The following is a 23,209-nucleotide window of genomic DNA, read 5'->3' as shown; positions in this document are numbered from 1 at the left end:
GGGTCAGAGCAGGGACCAGGCGATTCCGTCCAGGATGTCGCGCTCGCTGACGACGACCGCGCCGAACCCGTACTCCCGCATGATCCGATCCAGGATCAGCGCGCCCGCGCCGATCACGTCGACGCGCCCCGGGTGCATGACGGGGATCTCGGCGCGTTCGGCGCGGGTGGCGTGCAGCAGCCGCCGCGTCACCTCGTGCACCTGGGTGGCGGTGACCCGCGACAGGTGGATGCGGTCCGAGTCGTACTCGGGGAGGTCGAGCGCGATCCCGGCGACCGTGGTGACCGACCCGGCGAGGCCGACGAGCGTGCGCGCCTCGTCCACCGGGACGGCCTCGCGGACGGAGGCGAGCGCCGCGTCGATGTCGGCGGCGGCGCCGGAGATCTGCAGCGGCGTCGGCGGGTCGTCGCGCAGATGCCGCTCGGTCATCCGGACGCAGCCGATGTCGGTGGAGCGCGAGGCGTCGGCCGACGAGCTGCCGAGCACGAACTCGGTGGAGCCGCCGCCGATGTCGACCACCAGGTAGGGGCGGGCGGGGCGCAGCGCGGCCAGTTCCCGGGTGGCGCCGGCGAACGACAGCTCGGCCTCCTCGTCCCCGCTGATCACCTCGGGGACGACGCCGAAGATGTCGACGACGCCGCTGACGAAGTCGGCCCGGTTCTCCGCGTCGCGGGTCGCACTGGTCGCCACGACCCGCGTCTTGACCGGGCCGTGCCCGGCCCGCGCGCCGTGCCGCTCGATCAGGTCGGCGTACCCGCGCATCGCGGTGAACGTCCGCTCCAGCGCGGCGGGCGACAGCCGCCCGGTCTCGTCGACGCCCTCGCCGAGCCGGACGATCTCCATCCGGCGCTCGACGTCGGTCAGCGTCCCGCCGCCCTCGCCGGGCGCGATGTCGGCGATCAGGAGGCGGACGGAGTTGGTGCCGCAGTCGACGGCCGCGACGCGCGTCACCGGGCCTCCCCCTCGCCGCCGGTGCCGGCGGCGTCGTCAGTGTCGGCGGTGTCGGCGGTGTCGGCGGTGTCCGGCCGGACGCAGGGGCCGGACCGCCACCACTCCGCAAGCGCCTCCAGGCCCTCCCGCCCGAACGGGTTGACGCCGGGAACCGCCAGCTCGTGGGCGATGAGGGCGTGCAGGCACTTGACCCGCTCGGGCATGCCGCCCGCGCTCTGCATGCCCGCCGGCAGCGGCTCGACGCCCTCGTCGCGGGCGGCCTCGTCGCGGCGGCGCAGGTAGTCCTCGTGGGCCGCGGTGTAGGCGGCCCTCAGCTTCGGGTCGCCGGCGAGCCGGTCCTGCATCTCGCGCATGACACCGCTTCCCTCCAGGGTCCCGATGGCCGAGGCGGCCTTCGGGCAGGTCAGGTAGAACAGCGTGGGAAAGGGCGTCCCGTCCGGGAGCCTCGGGGCCGTCTCGATCACGGCGGGCAGCCCGCACGGGCAGCGGCTCGCCACCGCGCGCACGCCGCGCGGCTCCCGCCCGAGCTGGGCCGCGACCGCCGCCCTGTCAGCGTCCGCCACCGCGGCCCGGTCACCTGCTTCCTTCATCTGCGTCCCCACCCGCGGACGGGTCAGCGCGGCCTGTCGGCCGCCTCCACCGACCGCCACAGCGTCTCGTACCACGGCGGCCTGCTCGTCGGGCCGCCCTTCTGCGCCTGCCGGCCGCCGTCCCCGCCACCGTCCAGCACGATGTAGCACTTTACGGCAGGACGGCAGTAATGGAGTCTTCGCGTCGCCTCACGCTCAATGTACGACTTGTCGCCAAGTTGCTGCTTGCGTTGGGCGAGAATCTCCACCTGCCGGCGGGCCACCGCCTCCTTCTGCCGGAGCTCGGCGATCTCCTGCCGCTGCGCGATGTACTCCCGGACCGGATAGGCCAGGCTCAGCGCGATCGCGCAGACCACCACGGCGAGGATGGCGGCACGGCTGGTCAGCGCCGGGTTGCCCCGGCGCATGCCGTCCGGCCGGCCGTCCTCGCCGTCCGCGGGGCCGTCGTGGGGCCCGTCGGCGCGGCGGTCGTCGCCCCGCGCCATCAGCCCTGCGCGTCGAAGCGCGGGAACGCGGCGGCGCCGGCGTAGCGGGCGGCGTCGTCCAGCAGCTCCTCGATGCGCAGCAGCTGGTTGTACTTGGCGACCCGGTCGCTGCGCGCGGGGGCACCGGTCTTGATCTGGCCGCAGTTGGTCGCGACGGCCAGGTCGGCGATCGTGGTGTCCTCGGTCTCGCCGGACCGGTGGCTCATCATGCAGCGGTACCCGCTGGTCTGCGCGAGCGAGACCGCGTCGAGCGTCTCGCTCAGCGTGCCGATCTGGTTGACCTTGACCAGCAGGGCGTTGGCGGCGCGGGACTTGATGCCGCGGTCCAGGCGCTCGGGGTTGGTGACGAACAGGTCGTCGCCGACGATCTGGACGCGGTCGCCGACCGCGGCGGTGAGGCCCTCCCAGCCGGTCCAGTCCTCCTCGTCGAGGGGGTCCTCGATGGAGACCAGGGGGTACTCGCTGATCAGCTCGCCGTAGTAGGCGGCCATGTCGTCGGCGGTCCGCTCGACGCCCTCGAACGTGTACCGGCCGTCGGCGTGGAACTCGGTGGCGGCGACGTCCAGGGCGAGCGCGATGTCGCGGCCGGGGGTGAAGCCCGCATTGCGGATCGCCTCCATGATGAGGTCGAGCGCGTCGCGGTTGCTCGGCAGCTCGGGGGCGAACCCGCCCTCGTCGCCGAGCCCGGTGTTCAGGCCCTTGGACTTCAGCACCGACTTCAGCGCGTGGTAGGTCTCGGCACCCCAGCGCAGCGCCTCGGCGAAGGTCGCCGCGCCGATCGGCGCGACCATGAACTCCTGGATGTCGACGTTGGTGTCGGCGTGCGCGCCGCCGTTCAGGATGTTCATCATCGGGACGGGCAGCAGATGCGCGTTCGGGCCGCCCACGTAGCGGAACAGCGGCAGGCCCGCGGAGTCGGCGGCGGCCTTGGCGACCGCCAGGCTGACGCCGAGGATCGCGTTGGCGCCGAGGGCCGACTTGGCGGGCGTGCCGTCGAGGTCGATGAGCAGCTGGTCGATCAGCCGCTGGTCGGAGGCCGGGTACCCGACGAGCTTCTCGTCGATGGTCTCGTTGACGCTCTTGACCGCGTCCCGGACGCCCTTGCCCCCGTAGCGCTCCCCGCCGTCGCGCAGCTCGACGGCCTCGAACTGGCCGGTGGAGGCTCCGCTCGGCACGGCGGCGTGCGCCTCGGTCCCATCGGCGAGCAGGACCTCGACCTCGACGGTCGGATTGCCGCGGGAGTCGAGGATCTCCCGGGCGAGTACGGCCTCGATCGACGACACGGGGAACCCCCTGGTGGTGCGAGTGGTCTGTTTTCAGCGGTCTCGTGCGAGCACCGAGCCTATCCGCGCGGCCCGCGCGCCGCTCATCGGGCACGCCCGTTGCCCGGATTCGCCGCGAAGTTCCCCCGGCCGGCCGGCGGCGACTTGACGTGCACAATCCCTACATTGTCTACTAAACAAGTATCTGAACCTGATTAGTAGGAAATCCCTCCTCCTGCACCTCCCGAGGTGAACCCGTGCGAAAACTCGTCCTGCTCGCCCTTGTCGGCCTGGGCGCCCAGCTCGTCGACGGCAGTCTGGGCATGGCCTACGGCGTCACCTCGACGACGCTGCTGCTCGCCATCGGCACCAACCCGGCCGCCGCGTCCGCCACCGTCCACCTGGCCGAGATCGGGACCACGCTGGCCTCGGGCGCCTCCCACTGGAAGTTCGGCAACGTCGACTGGGGCGTCGTCGCCAAGATCGGCGTCCCCGGCAGCGTCGGCGCGTTCGCCGGCGCCACGTTCCTGTCCGGGCTCTCCACCGAGGCCGCCGGGCCGGTGATGGCGATCATCCTGCTGACGCTCGGCACCTACATCCTGGTCCGCTTCACCCTCCGGGGGATCCGCACCGACCGGCTCGGCAGCCCGCTGCGCAAGCGGTTCCTCGGCCCGCTCGGCCTCGTCGCGGGCTTCGTCGACTCCACCGGCGGCGGCGGATGGGGGCCCGTCGGCACCCCGGCCATCCTGGCCAGCGGCCGCCTGGAGCCCCGCAAGACCATCGGCTCCATCGACACCAGCGAGTTCCTCATCGCCGTGTCCGCCAGCATCGGCTTCATCATCGGCATCGGCTCCGAGGGGGTCAACTTCACCTGGGTGGCCGCGCTGCTGATCGGCGGGCTGATCGCGGCCCCGATCGCCGCCTGGCTCGTCCGGCACATCCCGCCGCGCGTCCTCGGCAGCGCGGTCGGCGGGGTCATCATCCTCACCAACACCCGCACGCTGCTGCGCAGCGACTGGATCGACGCCTCGGACGGCGTCCGGTGGATCTTCTACGTCTTCATCTACGCGATCTGGGCGGCGGCGCTGACCTACTCGATCCGGCGGCACCTGGCCGAGCGCGTCACCGAGTCGCCCGAAGACGAGGGCGGCAGCACCCCCGACGCCGGGAAGGCCGCCGCCCCCACCGCCACCTGAGGCACCACCTGACGCGCCGTCACCGGCGCGCACACCCCTCATCGTCCATGCCCGGCGGGGGCCGGGCATGGACGATCCTTTACCCGCCACCCACGGTCGTGTTTGCCCCGTTCCGGCAAGAAACCTCGGGAACCTGCAAATGCGTCCCCGGGAGGTCGTCATACGTGTCCGGCCCAGGACGGCGGGCCTGAGCCGCCGGATCTGGCGGGCGGTGCTGCGTCACCCGGAGATCCGCATCCGGGTGACGATCACGTCCGGGCTCGTCGCCCTGATCCTCTCGACGGTGCTGTGCGTCGTGCTGCTGTTCATGGTCAGGCAGCAGGCGGTCAGCGACACCGTGGTGGAGATGGCGCGCGAGGGGCGCAAGACCGCGACGCTGATCGCCACCGGTCGCCTGACGGACCGGATCGCCGCGCCCGACGGCAGTCTCCAGCAAGTGGTGGACCTGAACGGCCGCGTGCTCGCAGCCACGCCGGAGATGGCGGGGCGGCAGCCGGTCCGGTTCCCGCCGCCCGAGTCGACCGACGACCGCCGGGACGGCCGGAGCTGCGAGGTCGACGCGCCCGGCGGGGAGTGCTTCATCATCGTCGAGTACCGCGTGGGCTTCGGCCGGGGCGCGGTGTTCGTCTTCGTGCTGGAACCCGTGCCGAGCCTGCTTCCGCGGCCGCTGCCGGCGGCCCTGTTCATCCTCGGCGTCCCGGTCGTCACCGGCCTGGTCGCCTTCGCGACGTGGGTGGCGGCGAGCCGCGCGCTCCGGCCGGTCGACGCGATCCGCCGGGAACTGGACGAGATCACCGCCACCGACCTGGAGCGCCGGGTGCCGCAGCCGCCCCGCCGCGACGAGGTGGGGCTGCTCGCCGAGAGCATCAACGCGACCCTCGACCGGCTGGAGAAGGCGGTCGCGCGGCAGCGCGGGTTCGTCACCGACGTCTCGCACGAGCTGCGCAGCCCGCTCGCCGCGCTCCGGATGGAGCTGGAGCTGGCGCTGTCGGCGCCCGACGACACCGCCCCGCAGGAGACGATGCAGGCCATCCTGGACAACACCGACCGGCTCACCGCGGTGGTGGACGACCTGCTCGCACTGGCCCGCCTGGAGGCCGACCGGAACTTCGAGCGCGAGCCGGTGGACCTCACCGAGCTGACGGACCAGGAGGTGCTGACCCGTCCCCGGCGCACCCAGGTGACGGTCCTGTCGGAGGGATCGGTGACGGTCAGGGGCGGCCGCAACGAGCTGGCGCGCCTGCTGCGGAACCTGATCGACAACGCCGACCGGCACGCCGCCCGCGAGGTGACCGTGGTCCTGCGCCCGGAACCGCCCGCCACCGCGGTGGTCGAGGTCATCGACGACGGCAACGGCATCCCGCCCGAGGACCGCGAGCGGGTGTTCGAGCGCTTCACCCGGCTCGCGCAGGGCCGGCACCGCGACGCCGGCGGGACCGGCCTCGGATTGGCGATCTCGCGCGACATCGCCGAGGCGCACCGCGGCACGCTGGTGCTCACCGACCGCCCCGACGGCCAGCCCGGCGCCCGCTTCGTCCTGCGGCTGCCCCAGTGACCCGTGCCCGGCCCGCCCGCCGCGCCCGCGGGTGGGTCAGGACATGCCGAGCCGGCCGCGGAGGCGCTCGCGCTCGGACTCCAGGAGCTCGATCTGGCCCTCCAGTTCCTGGCGGGCGGCCAGGTACTGGCCGGAGTCCACGAAGTCGGTCGGGTCGTCGGACGGCGAGGGAAGCTCGGCGCGGAGCCGGTCGAGGGTCTCGTCGATCTCGCGGAGCCGGTCCCGCCCCTCGTCGTCGCCGACCTGGTTCATGCTCTGGTTCATAGGTCCTCCTTGCGGTGGCATGCCCGCGATTTTGCGGTCCTCACCCGCGCGGGGGCTCAGATGCGGATCACGGTCTTGCCGCGCGCGCCGCCGGCCCGGCTGTCGGCGAGCGCCTCCGGCGCGTCCGCCAGCGGGACCTCGCGCTCGATCGACACGCGCAGCTCGCCCGCGTCGATGAGGTCGGACAGCCGCTCCAGCATCTCGGCCGACGGCTCGGTCTCGAGGTTGATCCCGCGCAGGCCCCGGGCCTCCATCGCGTCCGGGTTCACCGACCACGTGGTGCTGACGTAGACCCCGCCGGGCCGGAGCATCTGCGCGATGCCCTCGGTGGCGCCGGTGTCGCTGACCACGTCGAGGACGGCGTCGATCCCGTCCGTGTGGACGCCGAGGACCTGCCGGTTGAGGTCGTCCTCGGTGTGGTCGACGGTCTCGTCCGCGCCGAGGCGCCGCATCGTCCCGGCCATGTCGTCCCGGGCGGTCGCGATGACCTTGGCGCCCTCGCGGGCGGCGAGCTGGACCAGGCCCTGCCCGACGCCGCCGGTCGCCCCCACGACGAGGACCGTATGCCCCGCGTCGATCTCGGCGGCCTCCACCATGGCGAGCGCGGTCATGCTCGCGGTCGGCACCGCCGCGGCCTGCGTGTACAGCATGCCCTCCGGCATCCTGGCGACCGGCCCGTCGTCGCGGGCGAGGGCGTACTCGGCGAAGGAGCCGAGGCCCCGGTCCACCTGGTCGAAGCATCCGTAGACCTGCTCGCCGTGGCGGAGCCGGGTGACGCCCTCGCCGACGTCGTCGACGACCCCGGCGCCGTCCCGGCCGAGGATCAGCGGGAACGGCGCGTCGGTGGAGTCCTTGAACATCCCGTCGGCGATCTTCCAGTCGATCGGATTGAGCCCGGCCGCGATCATCTTCACGAGGATCTCACCCGGTCCCGGCTCCGGGCGCGGCAGGTTCATCAGCGCCGGCGTGGCGCCGTATTCGGACACGGCGATGGCATGCATGACGTTTCGTCCCCCGATATTTCAACAACACCCCGCCGTTGATCTACCCGGGCTGCGGACGATCACACAGGTCAGCGCACTACGCGGGGGCCTGGCCGGCCGGATCGCCGGGTAGCGGGGGCAAAGTGGGGGTGTTCGTCGGCAGCGGGATGCCCGGCGGCCGGGTCGGGGGCCGCGGCGGGCGGTCCTCGTCGTCGTCCGCGCCGCCGCGCCCGGGGCCGCTGCTGACGCGGAGCGTGATCGTCGTCCCGGGTTCCACCGAGCCGGGGCCGGGCGACATCTCGGCCACGGTCCCCCGCTCGTACCGGCGGGACCTGACGCGCTCACCGACGCGGGCGGTGAAACCGGCGGCGCGGAGCTTGGCGACGGCCTCGTCGAGGCTCATGCCGCGCACGTCGGGCACCTTGACGCGGTCCTCGCCCGAGCCGCGGCTGAAGTAGAAGGACGGCGGCCGGTGGAACGAGGTCGCGTCCGTGCCCCGCAGCGCGCCGAGCATGCTCTGCTGCCAGATCGGCGCGGGGATCGTCGCCCCGAACACCGAGCCGTAGCAGCGGCCGTCCAGGCACAGGCTCGTCATCGGGTGCTTGTAGCCGCCGCGCGGGTCGCCGACCCACACGGCCGCGGCGAGGTCCGGGGTGTAGCCGGCGAACCAGGCCGCGGAGAAGTTGTCGACGGTGCCGGTCTTGCCGGCGGCGTCGCGGCCGAGCCCCATGCCGCGCGCCGTGCCCTTGGTCAGGACGCCGCTCAGGATGTGGTTGACGGCGTCCGCCACGCCCCGGTCGATCACCTGCTCGCACTTGCGCGGCGGGACCTTCAGCTTCTCACCGGACGCGTCGGTGATCGACTTGATGGCGATCGGCTCGCAGTACTCGCCGCGGGCGCCGAAGGCCGCGTAGGCCGCCGCCAGGCGGAGCGGGGAGACGGCGTTGAACCCGAGCGTGAACGACGGGAACTGCTCCAGCGGCTTGCCGTTCGCCTGGCGCATCCCGAGCCGCTCGGCCATCTTGACGGTGTCGCAGAGGCCGACCTCCTTCTGCAGCGCCAGGAAGTAGGTGTTCACGGAGTGCTGGGTGCCGGTGACGAGGCTGAAGCTCCGGCCGCCCTCGCCGTCGGCGGCGTTGCCCAGCGACGCCGTCGGGTCGCCGACGTTCTCGCCGTCGCAGTTGCGGAAGCCGACCGGCGTGTACTTCTCCGGCGCCATCAGCCGGCTGCCGAACGGCATGCCCTCGTCCAGGGCTGCGGCCAGGGTGAACGCCTTGAACGTGGACCCGGCCTGCATCCCGATGCTGGATCCGTGGCCGGCGTCGGCGGCGAAGTTGATCCAGGTCTTGCCGCGCTCCTCGTCCGGGCCGAGCTCGCGGCCCACGACCAGCGCCTTGATCTCACCGGTGCCGGGCTCCACCATCGCCTCGGCGGCGGCCTTGTGCGCGGAGTTCTTGGCCGGGACGTAGGAGAGCACGGCCTTCCGCGCGGCCTTCTGCGCCCTGCGGTCCAGGGTGGTGCGGATGGTGAGCCCGCCCCGCTTGAGCAGTTCCTCCCGCTCCTTCACGGTCTCGCCGAAGACCTTGTTGGCGAGGATCTCGCGCTGCACGTAGTCGCAGAAGAACGGCGCCTCGCTGGCCACGCAGCCGCTGCGCATGTTCTGGATGTCCAGCTCGATGGGCAGCTTCTTGGTCTTCTCCGCCTCCGCGTAGCCGATCATGCCGAGTTCGGCCATCCGGTTCAGCACGACGTTGCGGCGCTGCAGGGCCGCGCCGGCGTGCTGGGTCGGGTCGTAGGCGTAGGGGTAGCGGATGACGCCGGCGAGCAGCGTCGCCTCGGCGAGGTCCAGCTCGGAGGCGTGCTTGGAGAAGTAGTGCCGGGACGCGGCCTCGATGCCGTAGGCGCCGTCGCCGTAGTAGGCGATGTTCAGGTAGCGGCGCAGGATCTCGTCCTTGGGGAACCGCTTCTCGATCGCGATCGCGTACCGCAGCTCGCGGATCTTGCGCGCCGCGGAGATCTCCTTCGCCGCCTCGCGCTCCTCGGTGGAGTCGGCCTGGGTGAGCAGCAGGTTCTTCACGTACTGCTGGGTGATGCCGGAGCCGCCCTGCGTCACCTCGCCGCTGCTGACGTTGCTGGCGAGCGCCCGCAGGGTGCCCTGCACGTCGATGGCGCCGTGCTCGTAGAACCGGCTGTCCTCGATCGCGAGCACGGCCTTCCGCACAACCGGCGCGATCTTCTCCAGCGGGACGTCCACCCGGTTCTGGTAGAAGAACGTGGCGATGGTGCGGCCGTCCTCGGACAGGACCCGGGAGCGCTGCGGGACGCCCGCGGTCGAGAGCCCCTCGGGCTCGGTGAGGAACCAGTCCGCGGTGTCGCGGGCGCCGATGCCCGCGGTGCACGCCGCGGGCAGCAGCATCAGGGCGACGAGGAAGCCGGCGAGCCCGCCGAGCGTGCCCAGCCCGCGGACCGCGCGGGCCTTCTCCGCGCGGGTCGTGGACGCGCTGAAGAACCCGCGGGGGCGCCCCGGGCCGTGCACGCGCCCCGGACCGCCGGAAACGTCGTCTCCCGCGTCCGGATCGTCACTTTCAGCCCCAGCCAGCACGCGCTTAGCGTAAACGTGCGCCCCCGGCCGGGCCACCCCATCCCGGATGTCCCGGTTTATAGCACCGTGCCCGGCATGGGAATCAGGCGTGCGGCGCTCGGCGCTCCCAGGATCGGACACGATCCCGGAATACCCTCGATACCGCCCGCAACTCCGCCTCCGGATCGACGCCCCGCTCCGTCGCCTCCCGGACCAGCTCGAAGAGCCGTACGCCCAGCTCACCGCCGGCGGCCGCGGCGCCGGCCGCGTCGTCGGCCGGGACATCGCCCGGGAGATCGGCCGCGAGACCGTCCGCGAGACCGTCCGCGAGTTCGGCCGGGGCCTTCATCCGCCCGGCGCGGCGCTGCAGTTGCGCGGCCAGCGACAGCGCGGGCTGCCCCAGCGGCACGCCGTCGAGCGCCGACGCCTCCGCGCCGCCCTTCTCCGCCCGCTCGGCCGCCTTGATCTGCTCCCAGTTGGCGTTGACCTCGTCGGCGCCGGAGACCGTCACGTCCCCGAAGACGTGCGGATGGCGGCGGACGAGCTTGTCGACGATCGCGCCCGCCACGTCGTCGATGGTGAACTCCGTCCCGTCGTCGCGCTCGGCGGCCACCACCGAGTGGAACGCGACCTGCATCAGCACGTCGCCCAGTTCCTCGCGCAGCGCGCCGTAGTCGCCGGACTCGACGGTGTCGAGGACCTCGTACGCCTCCTCCAGCAGGTACGGGACCAGGGTCGCGTGCGTCTGCTTGCGGTCCCACGGGCATTCGCGGCGCAGCGTGTCCATCACCGAGACGAGGTCGAGCAGCCGCGCGCCGGGCAGGTCGTAGGACCCGTGCAGCACCTCGACGTCGACGGGGTCCTGCACGACCAGGGTGCCGATCTCCCGCATCAGCGGTTCGTCGCCGTCGGGCGCGGCCACCCACAGGACGTCCCGGTCCCGCGCGTCCGCGACCAGCCGGGACGGGTCGGGCTCCGCCACCAGTTCGGGGGCGACGCCCGCGTCGCGCAGGGACGGCAGCAGCGGATGCCCGTCCCGCAGCCGGACGGACGACGCCGACCGCAGCGCGTCCCAGGCGCGCCAGGTCAGCAGTCCCGGCGCCACCCGGTGCGTGGTCGCCAGCAGTGTCAGGCCCATGCGCGTCAGATACCCGAGTCGGGCCTGGACAGCCGCTGCTCGGCCGGGTCGATCTCGAACTTGCCCGGGTCGTAGGTCCCGTAGCGCGGGTTGACCTCGATCTCCATCCCGTCCGCGGTGCGCCGGAACAGCTCGTTCCACTGCTGCCCGGCCCGCTGCGTCGCGGGGTTCATCCGGTCGGTGAAGTCGGCCCCGAACCGCTCCATCACCGCGGACTGCGTGGCGACGAGCCGCGCCAGCTCGCGGGCGCGGTCGCGGGGCAGCCCGCTCGCGAGCGTGATCGACTCGGCCCCGCCCTGCCGGTTCAGGCTCTCCACGGCCCGGTCGACCCGGCCGCCGGTGATCTCGACCCCGGCCGCCTCGGCCACCTCGCGGGCGACCCGGAAGTTGATCAGCAGGGTGAGCGCGCCCCGCACGTCGGACTCGGAGTCGGCGCCGAGCTGCTGGGCCGGGTTCCCCGGGTTCGCGCGCATCTCGTTCGCGACCGGGTCCGCCCGGAACTGCTCGCGCCAGTCGCGGACGTCCTGGCTGAGCTCGGTGACGGTGATGCGGTCGTCGCCGACGAGGGCGGCGGTGCCCGCCTTCGGCGTGCCGCCGCAGCCGGCCAGCGCGCCGGCCGCCGCCACGGCGGCCACCGCGACCTTCACGGACTTACCGAACACGGAAGATTCCCATCTGATCGGTCGGGCTCGGGAGACGCGCCCGACACTACCGCGCGGCGGAGGCTGGTGCGGTCTCCAGGAACAGGGCCTCGACCAGGTCCGTCGCCCAGCGCAGCAGCTCCTGGTCGCGCAGCGGCCGGCCGCCGATCTGCGCGGTCTTCGGCGCGGGCACCAGCAGGGTGTCGGTCGCGGCCTTGAGGATGCTCTTCGGGTACAGCCGCTGCAGCCGGACCTGCTTGGAGTCGGGCAGGTGCACGGGCGAGAACTTGATGAAGTTGCCCTGCACCGTCACGTCGCTGAGCCCGGCCCGCCGCGCCTTCGCCCGGAACCGCGCCACCTCCAGGAGGTTCAGCACCGGCACGGGCAGCGGCCCGAACCGGTCCTTCAGCTCGTCGTGCACGGCGCCGATCTCGTCCTCGGACGTGATCGCGGCGATGCGGCGGTAGGCGTCCAGCCGGAGCCGCTCCCCCGGCACGTACTCGTGCGGCAGGTGCGCGTCGACGGGCAGCTCGACCTTCGTCTCGACGGTCTCGGGCTTCCCGCCGCCCTCCTTCAGCTCCTGGACGGCCTCCCCGACCATCCGGACGTACAGGTCGAACCCGACGCCCGCCACGTGGCCGGACTGCTCGGCGCCCAGGATGTTGCCCGCGCCGCGGATCTCCAGATCCTTCATCGCCACGTACATGCCGGCGCCGATCTCGGTGTGCTGCGCCAGCGTCGACAGCCGCTCGTGCGCGGTCTCGGTCAGCGGCTGCTCCGGCTGGTACAGGAAGTACGCGTACGCCCGCTCCCGGCCGCGCCCGACGCGCCCGCGCAACTGGTGGAGCTGCGACAGCCCGTACATGTCGGCACGGTCGACGATCAGCGTGTTGGCGTTGGGCACGTCCAGCCCGGACTCCACGATCGTCGTCGCGACGAGCACGTCGTAGTTCTTCTCCCAGAAGTCGACCATGACCTTCTCGAGCTCGTGCTCGTTCATCTGGCCGTGCGCGATGCCGATCCGCGCCTCCGGGACGAGGTTCGCCAGGTTCGCCGCGACCTTGTTGATCGAGCGGACCCGGTTGTGCACGAAGAACACCTGGCCCTCGCGCAGCAGCTCGCGGCGTATCGCGGCGGCGATCTGCTTCTCCTCGTACGGGCCGACGAACGTCAGCACGGGGTGCCGCTCCTCCGGCGGGGTCAGGATCGTCGACATCTCCCGGATGCCGGTCAGGCCCATCTCCAGCGTCCGCGGGATCGGGGTCGCCGACATCGCGAGCACGTCCACCTGCGTCCGCAGCCGCTTCAGCTCCTCCTTGTGCTCGACGCCGAACCGCTGCTCCTCGTCGATCACCACCAGGCCGAGGTTCTTGAACCGGGTCTGCGCCGACAGGATGCGGTGGGTGCCGACGACCACGTCGACGGTGCCGTCCGACAGCCCGCGCAGCGTCTCCTCGATCTCCCCGTCGGACTGGAAGCGGCTGATCGGCCTCACCGTGACCGGGAACGCCGCGAACCGCTCGCTGAACGTCGACATGTGCTGCTGCACCAGCAGCGTCGTCGGCACCAGCACCGCGACCTGCCGGCCGTCCTGGACGGCCTTGAACGCGGCGCGCACCGCGATCTCGGTCTTGCCGTAGCCGACGTCGCCGCAGATCAGCCGGTCCATCGGCACGGGCCGCTCCATGTCGGCCTTCACCTCGTCGATGGCGGCGAGCTGGTCGGGGGTCTCCACGTAGGGGAACGCGTCCTCCAGCTCCCGCTGCCACGGGGTGTCGGGGGCGAACGGGTGGCCGGGGCTCGCCATCCGCGCCGAGTACAGCCGGATCAGCTCCCCGGCGATCTGCTTGACGGCCTTGCGGGCGCGGGACTTGGCCTTCTGCCAGTCGGCGCCGCCGAGCCGGTGCAGGCTCGGCGCCTCCCCGCCGACGTACCGGGTCAGCTCCTCCAGCTGGTCGGTCGGGACGAACAGCCGGTCGCTCTTCGCGTACTCCAGGATCAGGTACTCGCGGGTGGCGCCCTGCACCGTCCGGCTGACCATCTCCACGTACCGGCCGACGCCGTGCTGCTCGTGGACGACGTAGTCGCCCGGCTTGAGCTGGAGCGGGTCGATGCCGCCGCGCCGCCGCGACGGCATCCGCCGCGCGTCCTTGGTGGACGACTTCTGCCCGGACAGGTCGGTCTCGGTCAGCACCGCCAGCCCGATCGAGTCCCAGACGAACCCGTTCTCCAGCAGCCCCGTCGCCACCGACACCAGGGACGGCTCGGGCGGCGCGGCGAGGTCGGTGAGCCGCGCGCCGAGGCCCTCCTCGCCGACGAGCTGGACGAGCCGCTCGGCGGGCCCGTGCCCGGCGGTGACCATCACGACGCGCCGGCCGCCGTCGATCCAGCCCTTGAGGTCGCCGAAGACGCGCGTGGTGTCGCCCCGGTACGCCTCCGCCGGCTGCACCCCGAGGTTCAGCGCCTCGCCTTCCTCTTCCAGGGGGGACGACCCCCCTGACCCCCCGGTGCTCGCTTCGCCGCGCATTCCAGGGTTGAGCGCTGTCACGCTCCAGCGCGGCAATCCGAGTTCGGTGCTGTGGGCCCGGACGTCGTCCAGCGAGCGGAACGCGGCGGCGCCGAGGTCGATCGGCGCCTCTCCCCCGGCGGCCGCGTTGACCCAGCTCGCCTCCAGGAACTCCTGGCTCGTCCGGACCAGCTCCGCCGCGCGGGTGCGGATCCGCTCCGGCTCGCACACCAGCAGCGCCGACCCGGCCGGCAGGAGGTCGGTCAGCAGCTCCATCTCGCCGGCGAGCACGGGCGAGAACGCCTCCATGCCCTCGACGGCGTCGCCGTCGGCGATCCGGCCGAGGATCTCGGCGAGCGCCGGGTGCTCCTCGGCGAGCGCCTTCGCCCGCTCCCGCACGGCCGCGGTCAGCGGCAGTTCCCGGCACGGCGGCGCCCACAGCCCGTCCTGCGCCACTTCGAGGGAGCGCTGGTCGGCGGCTTTGAAGTAGCGGATCTCCTCGACCGTGTCGCCCCAGAACTCGACCCGCAGCGGGTGCTCCTCGGTGGGCGGGAAGACGTCCAGGATGCCGCCGCGCACCGCGATCTCGCCGCGCTTCTCCACCAGGTCGACGCGGTGGTACCCGGCGTCCACCAGGTTCCGGACGGCGTCGTCCATGTCGGCGTCCTCGCCGGACACCAGCCGCACCGGCTCCAGGTCGGCCAGCCCGGCCACGATCGGCTGGAGGACCGCGCGGACCGGCGTCACGACGACGTCGAGCGCACCGCCCTTCCCGGCTGCCGCCCCGGCGGCGTCCAGGTGCATCGCGTTCGGGTGGACGAGGCGCCGCAGCACCGCGAGCCGCTGCCCGACGGTGTCGGAGCGCGGCGACAGCTTCTCGTGCGGCAGCGTCTCCCACGCCGGGAAGTGCGCCACCCGGTCCGGGTCGAGCAGGCTCGACAGCGCCGCGGTCAGGTCCTCCGCCTCCCGGCCGGTCGCGGTCACCGCGAGCACCGCGCCGCCGCCGTCCGCGCGGACGCGGCGGCTCAGCGCGGCGGCCAGGATCGGCCAGAGCGAGGGGGGCGCGACGACCTCGGTGTCCACGCGCGCCCCGTCGAGGGCGCGCCGCAGACCGGGGTCGGTGCACGCAAGGTCAACAAGTCCAGAAAGCGTCATTTTCGCCCGCAACTTAGCAATTCACCCCGAGGCAGGGCAGCCCGAAAACCCGGAAATCCCGCGGACCCCGGCACGGCTACCAGAGTACGCGCCCGCGGGCCGCGTCGTTCCGGCGACGGCGCGGCTCATGGACGGGACCAGGGGCGACAACGCAGCGCGACACGGCCGTCACCAAGAACTGGCAAATAGCGGACGGAGTGCGATCGTGCGATTACGCTGCGAAGTTGTGACCGATCTGCGTACACCGCCGGTAAGCGATGGCGATCTCTTCTCCGAACGCGCCCGCCAGTACGCCCTGGAGCGGCCCCTCCAGCGGATCAACGTCCTGGAGGCGGGCTGCGGCTGGGGGACGGGTCTCGACCTGGGCGACCGCGAGCACCACCTCACGGGGGTCGACCTGGAGTCCCCCGAACTGCGCGCCTACACCTGCGAGCGCCCCGACCTGGACGCCTGGCACCTGGGCGACCTGCGCACGGTCCCGCTGCCGCCGCGCTCCTACGACATCGTGCACGCCTCGTACCTCGTCGAGCGCGTCCCGCACGCCGAACTGGTGCTCGACCGGTTCGTCGCGGCGCTGAAGCCCGGCGGGCTGCTGCTCATCCACATGCGCGACCGCAACACCGCCTACGGCTTCCTCGACCGGGCGCTGCCGCGGTGGATGCACGCCTCCGGCCGCCGCCGGAAGCGCCCCCGCCCGCCCCGGGGGGCGCGCGGCGCCCACGCCCGCGTCCCCGCCCCGGGCGGTGAGGGCGCGGCGGGCTCCCCGCCCGGAACCCGCGGCGAGACCCCCGCCGAGACCCGCACCGCGCCCCGCAGTGAGCCCCGTGCCGAGGCCCGTGCCGAGGCCCGTGCCGAGGCCCGTGCCGAGGCCCGTGCCGAGCCCCGTGCCGAGCCCCGTGCCGAGGCCGCGACGCGGCGGCCGCCACGGCCGGTGGTCCGGACGGCCCCGCCCCCCGCGACCTACGACCGGATCGCGTCCCGCGCGGGCATCCAGTGGTACTGCGTGATGCGGGGGCTGGTGATCTCCGAGGAGTACACCTCCCGGCAGGCCATCGACGCGCTCGGGGCCGGAACCGGCCCCGCCGAGCTGCTCTGCCGCCTGGTGTCGGCGGTCAGCCGGGGACGCCTCACCGCGGACCACAGCGAGGTCACCTTCGTGATCCGCAAGCCCGAGAACCGCTTCGCCCGCGTCATCTGAACGGGGCCCGTACGAGGGCCGGAGGTGCGTCCACCCCCGCGGCACAGTATTTTTCCTGCGGAAACTCCAAGCACACAGGACCAGCCCGGCCTCGCGCCGGGCGGGATCGGAGATCGCGGTGACCGCCGACGCCGGCCTTCCCGACACGCTGCGCGACCTGCCCGCCTGGACCCCGGACGCGGTGGAGCTCGCCGACCTGGAGCTGATCCTGGCCGGCGTGTACCGCCCGCTGACCGGGTTCCTCGGCTCGTACGACACCGCCATGGTGATCGCCGGGGGCCGGCTGGCCGACGGCACCCCGTGGCCGGTCCCGGTCACCCTGTCGGTGCCGAAGGAGCTGACCGAGCACGAGCGGATCGTCCTGCAGGACCCGGAGGGCGTGCCGCTCGCCGTGCTGCGGGTCACCGAGGCGTGGCAGGACCCGACGACCCAGGACCTGCGCCTCGCCGGGCCGCTGGAGGCCCTCCGCGCCCCCGCGCACGGCCCCTTCCACAGCCTGCGCCGCCGCCCGGACGAAGTCGGCCCCCACGAGGGCAACGTGCTCACAGAATCCCCCGAGGGGGGACGACCCCCCACACCCCCCGGCAAAGTGCTCACAGAATCCCCCGAGGGGGGACGACCCCCCACACCCCCCGGCAAAGTGCTCGCTGTGGCAACTGGCGAGCCCCTGCACCGCAAGCAGCTCGGCCAGCTCCGGCAGGTCGCCGAGCGGCTCGGCGCCAAGGTGCTCGTACTGCCGCTGCTGGGCGGTGAGCACGACGACTCACTCGTCCGCGCCCTGCTGGCCGTCCGCCGGGAGCTTCCGGACGGCACCCAGATCATCCCGGTCCCGCTGCCCGCGCGCGGCGAGCCGAAGGACCGCGAAGTCCTGCTGCACGCGCACATCGCGGCCGCCTACGGCGCGACCCACCTGCTCGCCGACCGCGAGGTCGAGGGCCCCGCGATCCCGGTCGTCGTGCCCGAGCCGTGGGCCTACGACGCCGACGTGGAGGTGTGGCGGCCGGTCGCGCGGATCGAGCCCGACCACGTCCAGGCGGAGCTCACCCCCGAGCGCCTCGGGGAGCTGCTGGACGCCGGCGAACCCGTCCCCGACTGGTTCACCCCGCCCGCGGTCGCCGCCGAACTCGCGCTCGCGCGTCCCCCGAAGCTGTCGCGCGGCATCACGGTGTTCTTCACCGGCCTGTCCGGCTCCGGGAAGTCCACGGTCGCGCGCGGCCTCGCGGACGCCCTGGTCGAGCGCGGCGGCCGGACGGTGACGCTGCTGGACGGCGACGTCGTGCGGCGGATGCTGTCGGCCGGCCTGACGTTCTCCCGCGCCGACCGGGACCTCAACATCCGGCGGATCGGGTTCGTCGCCGCCGAGATCACCCGGCACGGCGGCACCGCCATCTGCGCGCCGATCGCGCCGTACGCGGCGACCCGCGCGGAGGTGCGCCGGATGGTGTCCGCCGTGGGCGACTTCATCCTCGTGCACGTCGCGACGCCGCTGGAGGAGTGCGAGCGCCGCGACCGCAAGGGCCTGTACGCCAAGGCGCGGGCGGGTCTCATCCCGGAGTTCACCGGCATCTCCGACCCCTACGAGGAGCCGGACGACGCCGATCTGACCCTCGACACGTCCCGGATGCCGCCGGACGAGGCGGTCGGCAAGGTCCTCGACCTCCTGGTCGAGGGCGGCTGGGTGCGGCCCGCGTAGCGGCAGACACCGCGCCGAGCGCCGGTCCCGTCCGGCACAGCCGGTCCGGCACGTCCCGTTTGTGCCTCGCCACCCGGGTTACGGACCCGGAAGTCAGGTGCCCTATCGTGGACGCGTTTCCCTACAAAGCTGGTAGGTCATGCCGATGGACTTCGATTGGACGATGGCGCTGGGCTCGTTCCTCGTCGCCATCATCGTCGGGCTGACCGGCATGGGCGGCGGCGCCCTGATGACGCCGATGCTCGTGACGTTCTTCGGGGTCAGTCCGATGGCCGCCGTGTCCAGCGACCTCGTCGCCGCCGCCGTGATGAAACCCGTAGGCAGCGCCGTCCACTACCGGCAGGGCACGATCAACATGCGGCTCGTCGGGTGGCTCTGCGCGGGCTCGGTCCCCGCCGCGTTCTCCGGCGTCCTGCTCGCGCGGGCGCTCGGCCACGGCGGCCGGGTCGAGGACGTCATCAGCATCGCGATGGGCGTCGCGCTGATGATCGCGGCCGGCGGACTCGTCCTGCGCGCCTACATGTCGCACCGGCGGCGGTCCGACCCGGCGGAGACCGAGGGGGACGGCGCGAAGGCGCCCGAGATCACGGTCCGCCCCGTGCCGACCGTGCTGGTCGGCCTCGTCGGCGGGCTCGTCGTCGGCATCACCTCGGTCGGCTCCGGCTCCCTCATCATCGTCGCGCTGCTCGCCCTCTACCCGGCGCTCAAGGCCAACCAGCTCGTCGGCACCGACCTCCTCCAGGCCGTCCCGCTGGTGTTCGCGGCCGCCATCGGCCACCTGCTCTTCGGCGACTTCCGGATGGAGGTCACCGCCGCCCTGCTCGTCGGCTCCATCCCCGGCGTCTACCTCGGCTCGAAGGTCTCCTCGCGCGCCCCGAGCGCGCTCATCCGCCACTTCCTGGTCCTGGTCCTGGTCGCCTCGTCGCTGAAGATGTTCGGCATGGAGCCCGCCCCCCTCGGGTGGACGCTCCTCGGCCTGCTCACCGCGGCGGCGGCCGGCTGGCTCGTGCTGCGCCTTCGCCGGGCCCGCGGGAGGGATACGCTGCCCTCTCGGGCCGGATCCCCCGTCGGCGCGGGCAGTCCAGGAGGGCAGGACACGAGTGGACCGACGATGGCCGCATGACCGGCCGCATGACCGATGGCCGCATGACACCGTCGACGTCCTGGGCGTGCGGGTCAGCCGCATCGACGTCGCGCAGCTCCGGTCGTTCGTCGCGGCGGCCGTCAAGGAGCGGGCGAAGCTGACGATCACCTTCGCCAACCCGGACTACGTCCGCAAGGCGCAGCGGGACCACGCGCTGCGCGACCTCATGAACGGCTTCGACCTCAACCTCCCCGACGGCTGGGGCGTCGTGCTGGCCGCGAAGGTCTTCGGGCGGCCCGTCCCCGGGCGGATGGCGAACGACGACCTCACCGACGACCTGTTCGGGCAGCCCGCCGAGGAGGGCTGGCGGGTGTTCCTGTTCGGCAACGCCCCGGGCGTCGCGGAGCAGGCCGCCGAGAACGTCCGGAAGTGGTACCCCGGCCTGGCCGTCGCCGGCACGCTGCACGGCCACTGGGCCGACGAGGACGGCCGGCTGCCCGCGAAGACCGCCGAACGGCTCGTCGCCGAGATCAACGACGCGTCCCCGGACGTCCTCCACGTCGGCCTCGGGACGCCCCTCCAGCAGCGGTTCGTCAGCGAGTACCGCGACCGCCTCACCGCGCCGGTGATCCTCACGTGCGGCGCGTACTTCGAGCACCTCGCCGAGCGCCGCGACTACTACCCGGCGTGGGTCCTGAAGCTGCGCGTCGGCTTCCTGTACCGGCTGGCCCGCGAACCGCGCCGGCTCTGGCGCCGCTACACCATCGAACTGGGCTCCTACCTGGCCCGGGTCCTCCTGCACCGCGTCCGGCACGGCAAGAACCCGGCGGCGTGAGGACGTTTCTATCGCGCGACGCTTTCCCCCGAACCGCTGCCTGAAAATCACCCATGTGGTAGGACAAGATGCCATCACCAACCCCGGCCGCACTCCGGAGTACCCCCATGCGCCCCTTCCTCGCTTGTCTCACGGCCACCTCTCTCGCGGCGTTCGCCGTGCCGGCAGTGGCGAGCGCGGCCTCGGCCGACATCGCACAGTCCAAGGTGGTCTCGGACAACCCGGTGAACAACACCCCGCACGTCCTGGACGGCACCGTCCGGACGATCGCCGTCACCGGCACCCTCGTCGTCGTCGGCGGGAACTTCACGGAGGTCCGTGAGGCGGGCAGCGGCAAGCCGGTGCTCAAGCGGAACAACCTGTTCGCCTACGACATGGGCACGGGGAAGATCAGCACGACGTTCGTCCCCAAGGTCGACGGCACCGTCCACGCGCTGCAGGCCGGGACGGGCGGCTGGGTCTACATGGCCGGGACGTTCAAGAACGTCAACGGCAGGAAGACGGGCACCGTCGCCTCGATCCGGGCGACCACGAACCAGGTGCACACCGGCTTCAAGCCCAACGTCAACTACCGCGTCACCACGATGGTGCGGCGCGGCCTCCGGCTCTACGTCGGCGGCTCGTTCACCCAGGCGGGCGGGAAGGCCCGCACCGCCCTCGCGCGGCTCGACGCGCTGACCGGCGCCGCCGACAACGGCTTCGACTTCACCATCACCAAGCCGCGGTCCGGCACCCTCAAGGTCTACCGCCTCGCCGTCGACCCCGCCGACAGCCGGGTGGTGATCAACGGGACGTTCACCCAGGTCAACGGGCAGTCCCGGCACCAGATCGCCATGATCAACACGGGTTCGGGCGCCGCGAAGCTGTCGACCTGGTCCACCCAGCGTTACGCCACCCCCTGCAACCTCTCCGCGTTCGACACCTACATGCGCGGCATGGACTTCTCCCCCGACGGCAAGTACTTCGTGGTCGTCACCACCGGCGGCCCCTACGGCACCAGCCAGCTGTGCGACACCGCCGCCCGCTGGGAGTCCGGCGCCACCGGCGCCGGCCAGGACCCGACCTGGGTCAACTGGACCGGCGGCGACACGCTGCTGTCCACCACGGTCACCGGCGCCGCCGTCTACGTCGGCGGGCACCAGCGCTGGCTCGACAACCCCAAGGGCCGCGACAACCCCGGCCCCGGCGCGGTGTCGCGGCCCGGCATCGGCGCGCTCAACCCGCAGACCGGCAAGGCGCTCGCGTGGAACCCGACGCGGACGCTCGGCCACGGCGTCGAGGCGCTCGTCGCCCACCCGAAGGGCCTGCTCGTCGGCAGCGACACCGACCAGCTCGGCCGCGAGTACCACGGCCGCATCGGGATGTTCCCCTTGGGCTGAGCCCGGTGCGTCCCGTATGAGATAAAGGGACGACGTGCGATAAGGGGCGACGACCAGCCAGTGGAAGGGGCTGCCTGTGCAACAACGCGACCCGTTCCCCGGTGGTCACCACCGGCCCGACGCGCGCCGCTCGCAGCCCGTGCCGCCGGCACGGCGCCGCGGGCGGCGGCGCGGTCCGCGTCCCTCCTTCTACTACACCTCCGCGGGCACCCTCCTGGTCGTCGGCGGCTCGGTCGGCGCGATCGCGCTGAGCGGCCCCGGACCCGACCGCGACGCCCGGACGGCGTCCGCCACCGCCGAGTCCGTCGTTCCCGCGTCGGCCGACACCTACGTGGTACGCGAGATGCCCGGCCGGGGGTTCGGTGACGCGGGGAAGATCACCGCATCGGTCTGGCCCGAGTGGCACACCGAGGCGTACGTGGCGTTCGACGTGCCGCGCAGCGCGTCCCGCATCACCGGGGCCCGCGTCGAACTGACCTTCGACCGGCCGGAGAACCGGCCCGAGGTGGTCGAGCTGCGCTCGGTGACCGGCCCCTGGAGCGAGACCGGGACGTCCTGGAGCAACCGGCCCGCCACAGGCCGCCTCGTCGCGACCGGCACCGCCCGCGGCGACAAGATCTCCTTCGAGGTCGGCTCCGTCGTGAACCGCCCCGGCCGCTACGCGTTCGCCATCACCAACCGGAACGAGTCGTCGGCGGCGTCGGTGCACTCGCGGGAGGCCGCGGACGGCGGGCCCCGCCTCGTGCTGACCACCCGTCCCGGGCGGGCCGCGCCCCCGAGCCCGTCCGCCACCGGGACGCCCGACGCGTCCGGCACCGCCCTGCCGCGGCCCGGCCCAGAGCCGACCTGGCGGGCGCCACGGCCGAGCGCGTCCGCCGAGCCCGCGAAGCGCCCCGGCGACGGCCGGACGCTCTGCGGCATCTCCCTCAATCTCAAGCCGGGCGAGACGTTCCAGCAGGCCCTCGGCCGCCTGGACGGAAGGTACGGCGGGCTGGAGACCGTCCGGCTGTTCTACCGCGGCGTCCCCCCGGCGTGGCCCGGCAACCCCGACATCGGGAAGCGCCCGCCGATCATCTCGTTCAAGCTCGCGCCCGAGGACGTCCTGGCGGGCAAGCACGACGCGGCCATGACCCGCTGGTTCGGCACCGCGCCCCGCGACCGCGACGTCTACTGGGTCTTTTACCACGAGCCCGAGGACAACATCGCCAAGGGCGAGTTCACCGCGGCCGACTACCGCGCCGCCTGGCGCCACCTGCGGGGCCTCGCCGACAAGGCCGGCAACCCGCGGCTGCACGCCACGCTCGTCCTGATGAGCTGGAGCCTCGAGGCGGAGTCCAAGCGCGACTGGCGCGACTACTACCCCGGCCGCGACGTCATCCAGGTCCTCGGGTGGGACACCTACAACCTCGGCTGGAAGAAGGGGCGCTACGACTCCCCCTCCATGATGTACGACCGGGTCGTCGCCCTCAGCAAGGAGGAGGGGCTGCCCTTCGGCGTCGCCGAGACCGGCAGCTACCTCGTCGGCGACGACAACGGCGAGAAGCGCGCCGCCTGGCTCCACGAGACCAACGCCTACCTGAAGAAGCACGGCGCGCTCTGGGTCTCCTACTTCGACCTGGACTGGGAGACGGGCGACTTCCGCCTCCTGGACGCCCCCAGCCGCAAGGCGTGGCAGGACTTCTGCTGAGCCCCGGCCACCGCTGAGCCTCGCTG

The 23,209-nt window shown here is 72.9% G+C and carries 18 protein-coding genes; 8 read left to right on the top strand and 10 right to left on the bottom strand.

Features of this window, described 5'->3' with window-relative positions:
* Positions 1-3 precede the first annotated feature (3 nt).
* The 4 genes from IEZ03_RS24620 to eno are packed head-to-tail and all read right to left on the bottom strand — an operon-like array spanning position 4 to position 3,309.
* Positions 4-951, bottom strand: coding sequence for a Ppx/GppA phosphatase family protein (locus IEZ03_RS24620; RefSeq protein ID WP_184881169.1), 948 nt, complete (start codon positions 949-951; stop codon positions 4-6).
* Positions 948-1,541, bottom strand: coding sequence for a DUF501 domain-containing protein (locus IEZ03_RS24615; protein ID WP_184881167.1), 594 nt, complete (start codon positions 1,539-1,541; stop codon positions 948-950). The genes IEZ03_RS24620 and IEZ03_RS24615 overlap by 4 nt, the downstream gene beginning before the upstream one ends.
* A gap of 23 nt (positions 1,542-1,564) precedes the next feature.
* Positions 1,565-2,026 carry a septum formation initiator family protein gene (locus tag IEZ03_RS24610; RefSeq protein ID WP_229808541.1) on the bottom strand — a complete coding sequence of 154 codons (462 nt, stop codon included), beginning with the start codon at positions 2,024-2,026 and terminating at the stop codon, positions 1,565-1,567.
* The gene (gene eno / locus IEZ03_RS24605; RefSeq protein WP_184881165.1) at positions 2,026-3,309 is read right to left on the bottom strand and encodes a phosphopyruvate hydratase; all 1,284 of its coding nucleotides are present in this window, start codon (positions 3,307-3,309) and stop codon (positions 2,026-2,028) included. The genes IEZ03_RS24610 and eno overlap by 1 nt, the downstream gene beginning before the upstream one ends.
* Before the next feature lie 236 nt (positions 3,310-3,545).
* Between eno and IEZ03_RS24600 the strand changes: the two genes are divergently transcribed.
* The gene (locus IEZ03_RS24600) at positions 3,546-4,484 is read left to right on the top strand and encodes a sulfite exporter TauE/SafE family protein (protein ID WP_184881163.1); all 939 of its coding nucleotides are present in this window, start codon (positions 3,546-3,548) and stop codon (positions 4,482-4,484) included.
* Positions 4,485-4,623: 139 nt separating this feature from the next.
* A complete protein-coding gene (locus tag IEZ03_RS24595; protein ID WP_184881161.1) occupies positions 4,624-6,039 on the top strand; it encodes a sensor histidine kinase in 1,416 nt (471 codons plus the stop codon).
* 36 nt (positions 6,040-6,075) lie between these two features.
* Here IEZ03_RS24595 and IEZ03_RS24590 read toward each other — a convergent pair whose 3' ends face one another.
* From IEZ03_RS24590 to mfd, 6 genes are all read right to left on the bottom strand, one after another.
* A complete protein-coding gene (locus tag IEZ03_RS24590) occupies positions 6,076-6,303 on the bottom strand; it encodes a hypothetical protein (RefSeq protein ID WP_184881159.1) in 228 nt (75 codons plus the stop codon).
* Between the two features lie 56 nt (positions 6,304-6,359).
* The gene (locus IEZ03_RS24585) at positions 6,360-7,304 is read right to left on the bottom strand and encodes an NADP-dependent oxidoreductase (protein ID WP_184881157.1); all 945 of its coding nucleotides are present in this window, start codon (positions 7,302-7,304) and stop codon (positions 6,360-6,362) included.
* A 79-nt stretch (positions 7,305-7,383) separates the two neighbouring features.
* Positions 7,384-9,888, bottom strand: a complete 2,505-nt coding sequence (locus IEZ03_RS24580; protein WP_229808540.1) for a penicillin-binding protein — start codon at positions 9,886-9,888, stop codon at positions 7,384-7,386.
* An 82-nt stretch (positions 9,889-9,970) separates the two neighbouring features.
* Positions 9,971-11,005: a nucleoside triphosphate pyrophosphohydrolase gene (gene mazG, locus IEZ03_RS24575; protein ID WP_184881155.1), complete on the bottom strand. Its 1,035-nt coding sequence runs from the start codon at positions 11,003-11,005 to the stop codon at positions 9,971-9,973.
* A 5-nt stretch (positions 11,006-11,010) separates the two neighbouring features.
* On the bottom strand, positions 11,011-11,667 hold the full coding sequence (locus IEZ03_RS24570) for a hypothetical protein (protein WP_184881153.1): 657 nt from the start codon (positions 11,665-11,667) through the stop codon (positions 11,011-11,013).
* Positions 11,668-11,713: 46 nt separating this feature from the next.
* A complete protein-coding gene (mfd, locus tag IEZ03_RS24565; protein ID WP_184881151.1) occupies positions 11,714-15,307 on the bottom strand; it encodes a transcription-repair coupling factor in 3,594 nt (1,197 codons plus the stop codon).
* Positions 15,308-15,533: 226 nt separating this feature from the next.
* Between mfd and IEZ03_RS38135 the strand changes: the two genes are divergently transcribed.
* The 6 genes from IEZ03_RS38135 to IEZ03_RS24535 all read left to right on the top strand — a co-directional run bounded on the left by IEZ03_RS38135 (position 15,534) and on the right by IEZ03_RS24535 (position 23,183).
* Positions 15,534-16,505 (top strand): class I SAM-dependent methyltransferase, encoded by a 972-nt coding sequence (locus IEZ03_RS38135; protein WP_229808539.1) that lies wholly within the window; start codon positions 15,534-15,536, stop codon positions 16,503-16,505.
* Positions 16,506-16,623: 118 nt separating this feature from the next.
* Positions 16,624-18,198, top strand: a complete 1,575-nt coding sequence (gene cysC / locus IEZ03_RS24555) for an adenylyl-sulfate kinase (RefSeq protein ID WP_184881149.1) — start codon at positions 16,624-16,626, stop codon at positions 18,196-18,198.
* A gap of 145 nt (positions 18,199-18,343) precedes the next feature.
* Positions 18,344-19,321, top strand: coding sequence for a sulfite exporter TauE/SafE family protein (locus IEZ03_RS24550; protein ID WP_184881147.1), 978 nt, complete (start codon positions 18,344-18,346; stop codon positions 19,319-19,321).
* The gene (locus IEZ03_RS24545; RefSeq protein ID WP_184881145.1) at positions 19,299-20,117 is read left to right on the top strand and encodes a WecB/TagA/CpsF family glycosyltransferase; all 819 of its coding nucleotides are present in this window, start codon (positions 19,299-19,301) and stop codon (positions 20,115-20,117) included. Before IEZ03_RS24550 ends, IEZ03_RS24545 begins: the two co-directional genes overlap by 23 nt.
* 167 nt (positions 20,118-20,284) lie before the next feature.
* Positions 20,285-21,496, top strand: coding sequence for a hypothetical protein (locus tag IEZ03_RS24540; RefSeq protein ID WP_229808538.1), 1,212 nt, complete (start codon positions 20,285-20,287; stop codon positions 21,494-21,496).
* A 76-nt stretch (positions 21,497-21,572) separates the two neighbouring features.
* Complete coding sequence (locus IEZ03_RS24535) at positions 21,573-23,183, top strand: CBM96 family carbohydrate-binding protein (RefSeq protein WP_184881141.1); 1,611 nt, start codon at positions 21,573-21,575, stop codon at positions 23,181-23,183.
* Positions 23,184-23,209 lie beyond the last annotated feature (26 nt).

Source organism: Actinomadura livida (assembly GCF_014648675.1).
Taxonomy (GTDB): domain Bacteria; phylum Actinomycetota; class Actinomycetes; order Streptosporangiales; family Streptosporangiaceae; genus Spirillospora; species Spirillospora livida.
This window is presented reverse-complemented; position numbering and strand designations above follow the sequence as displayed.

What these genes read in the sequence shown, in the direction of transcription:
- mazG (WP_184881155.1), bottom strand. Translation starts at nt 11,005, where the DNA reads ATGGGCCTGACACTGCTGGCGACCACGCACCGGGTGGCGCCGGGACTG.
- IEZ03_RS24550 (WP_184881147.1), top strand. Translation starts at nt 18,344, where the DNA reads ATGGACTTCGATTGGACGATGGCGCTGGGCTCGTTCCTCGTCGCCATC.
- IEZ03_RS24595 (WP_184881161.1), top strand. Translation starts at nt 4,624, where the DNA reads ATGCGTCCCCGGGAGGTCGTCATACGTGTCCGGCCCAGGACGGCGGGC.
- IEZ03_RS24610 (WP_229808541.1), bottom strand. Translation starts at nt 2,026, where the DNA reads ATGGCGCGGGGCGACGACCGCCGCGCCGACGGGCCCCACGACGGCCCC.
- mfd (WP_184881151.1), bottom strand. Translation starts at nt 15,307, where the DNA reads ATGACGCTTTCTGGACTTGTTGACCTTGCGTGCACCGACCCCGGTCTG.
- IEZ03_RS24615 (WP_184881167.1), bottom strand. Translation starts at nt 1,541, where the DNA reads ATGAAGGAAGCAGGTGACCGGGCCGCGGTGGCGGACGCTGACAGGGCG.
- IEZ03_RS24590 (WP_184881159.1), bottom strand. Translation starts at nt 6,303, where the DNA reads ATGAACCAGAGCATGAACCAGGTCGGCGACGACGAGGGGCGGGACCGG.
- IEZ03_RS24585 (WP_184881157.1), bottom strand. Translation starts at nt 7,304, where the DNA reads ATGCATGCCATCGCCGTGTCCGAATACGGCGCCACGCCGGCGCTGATG.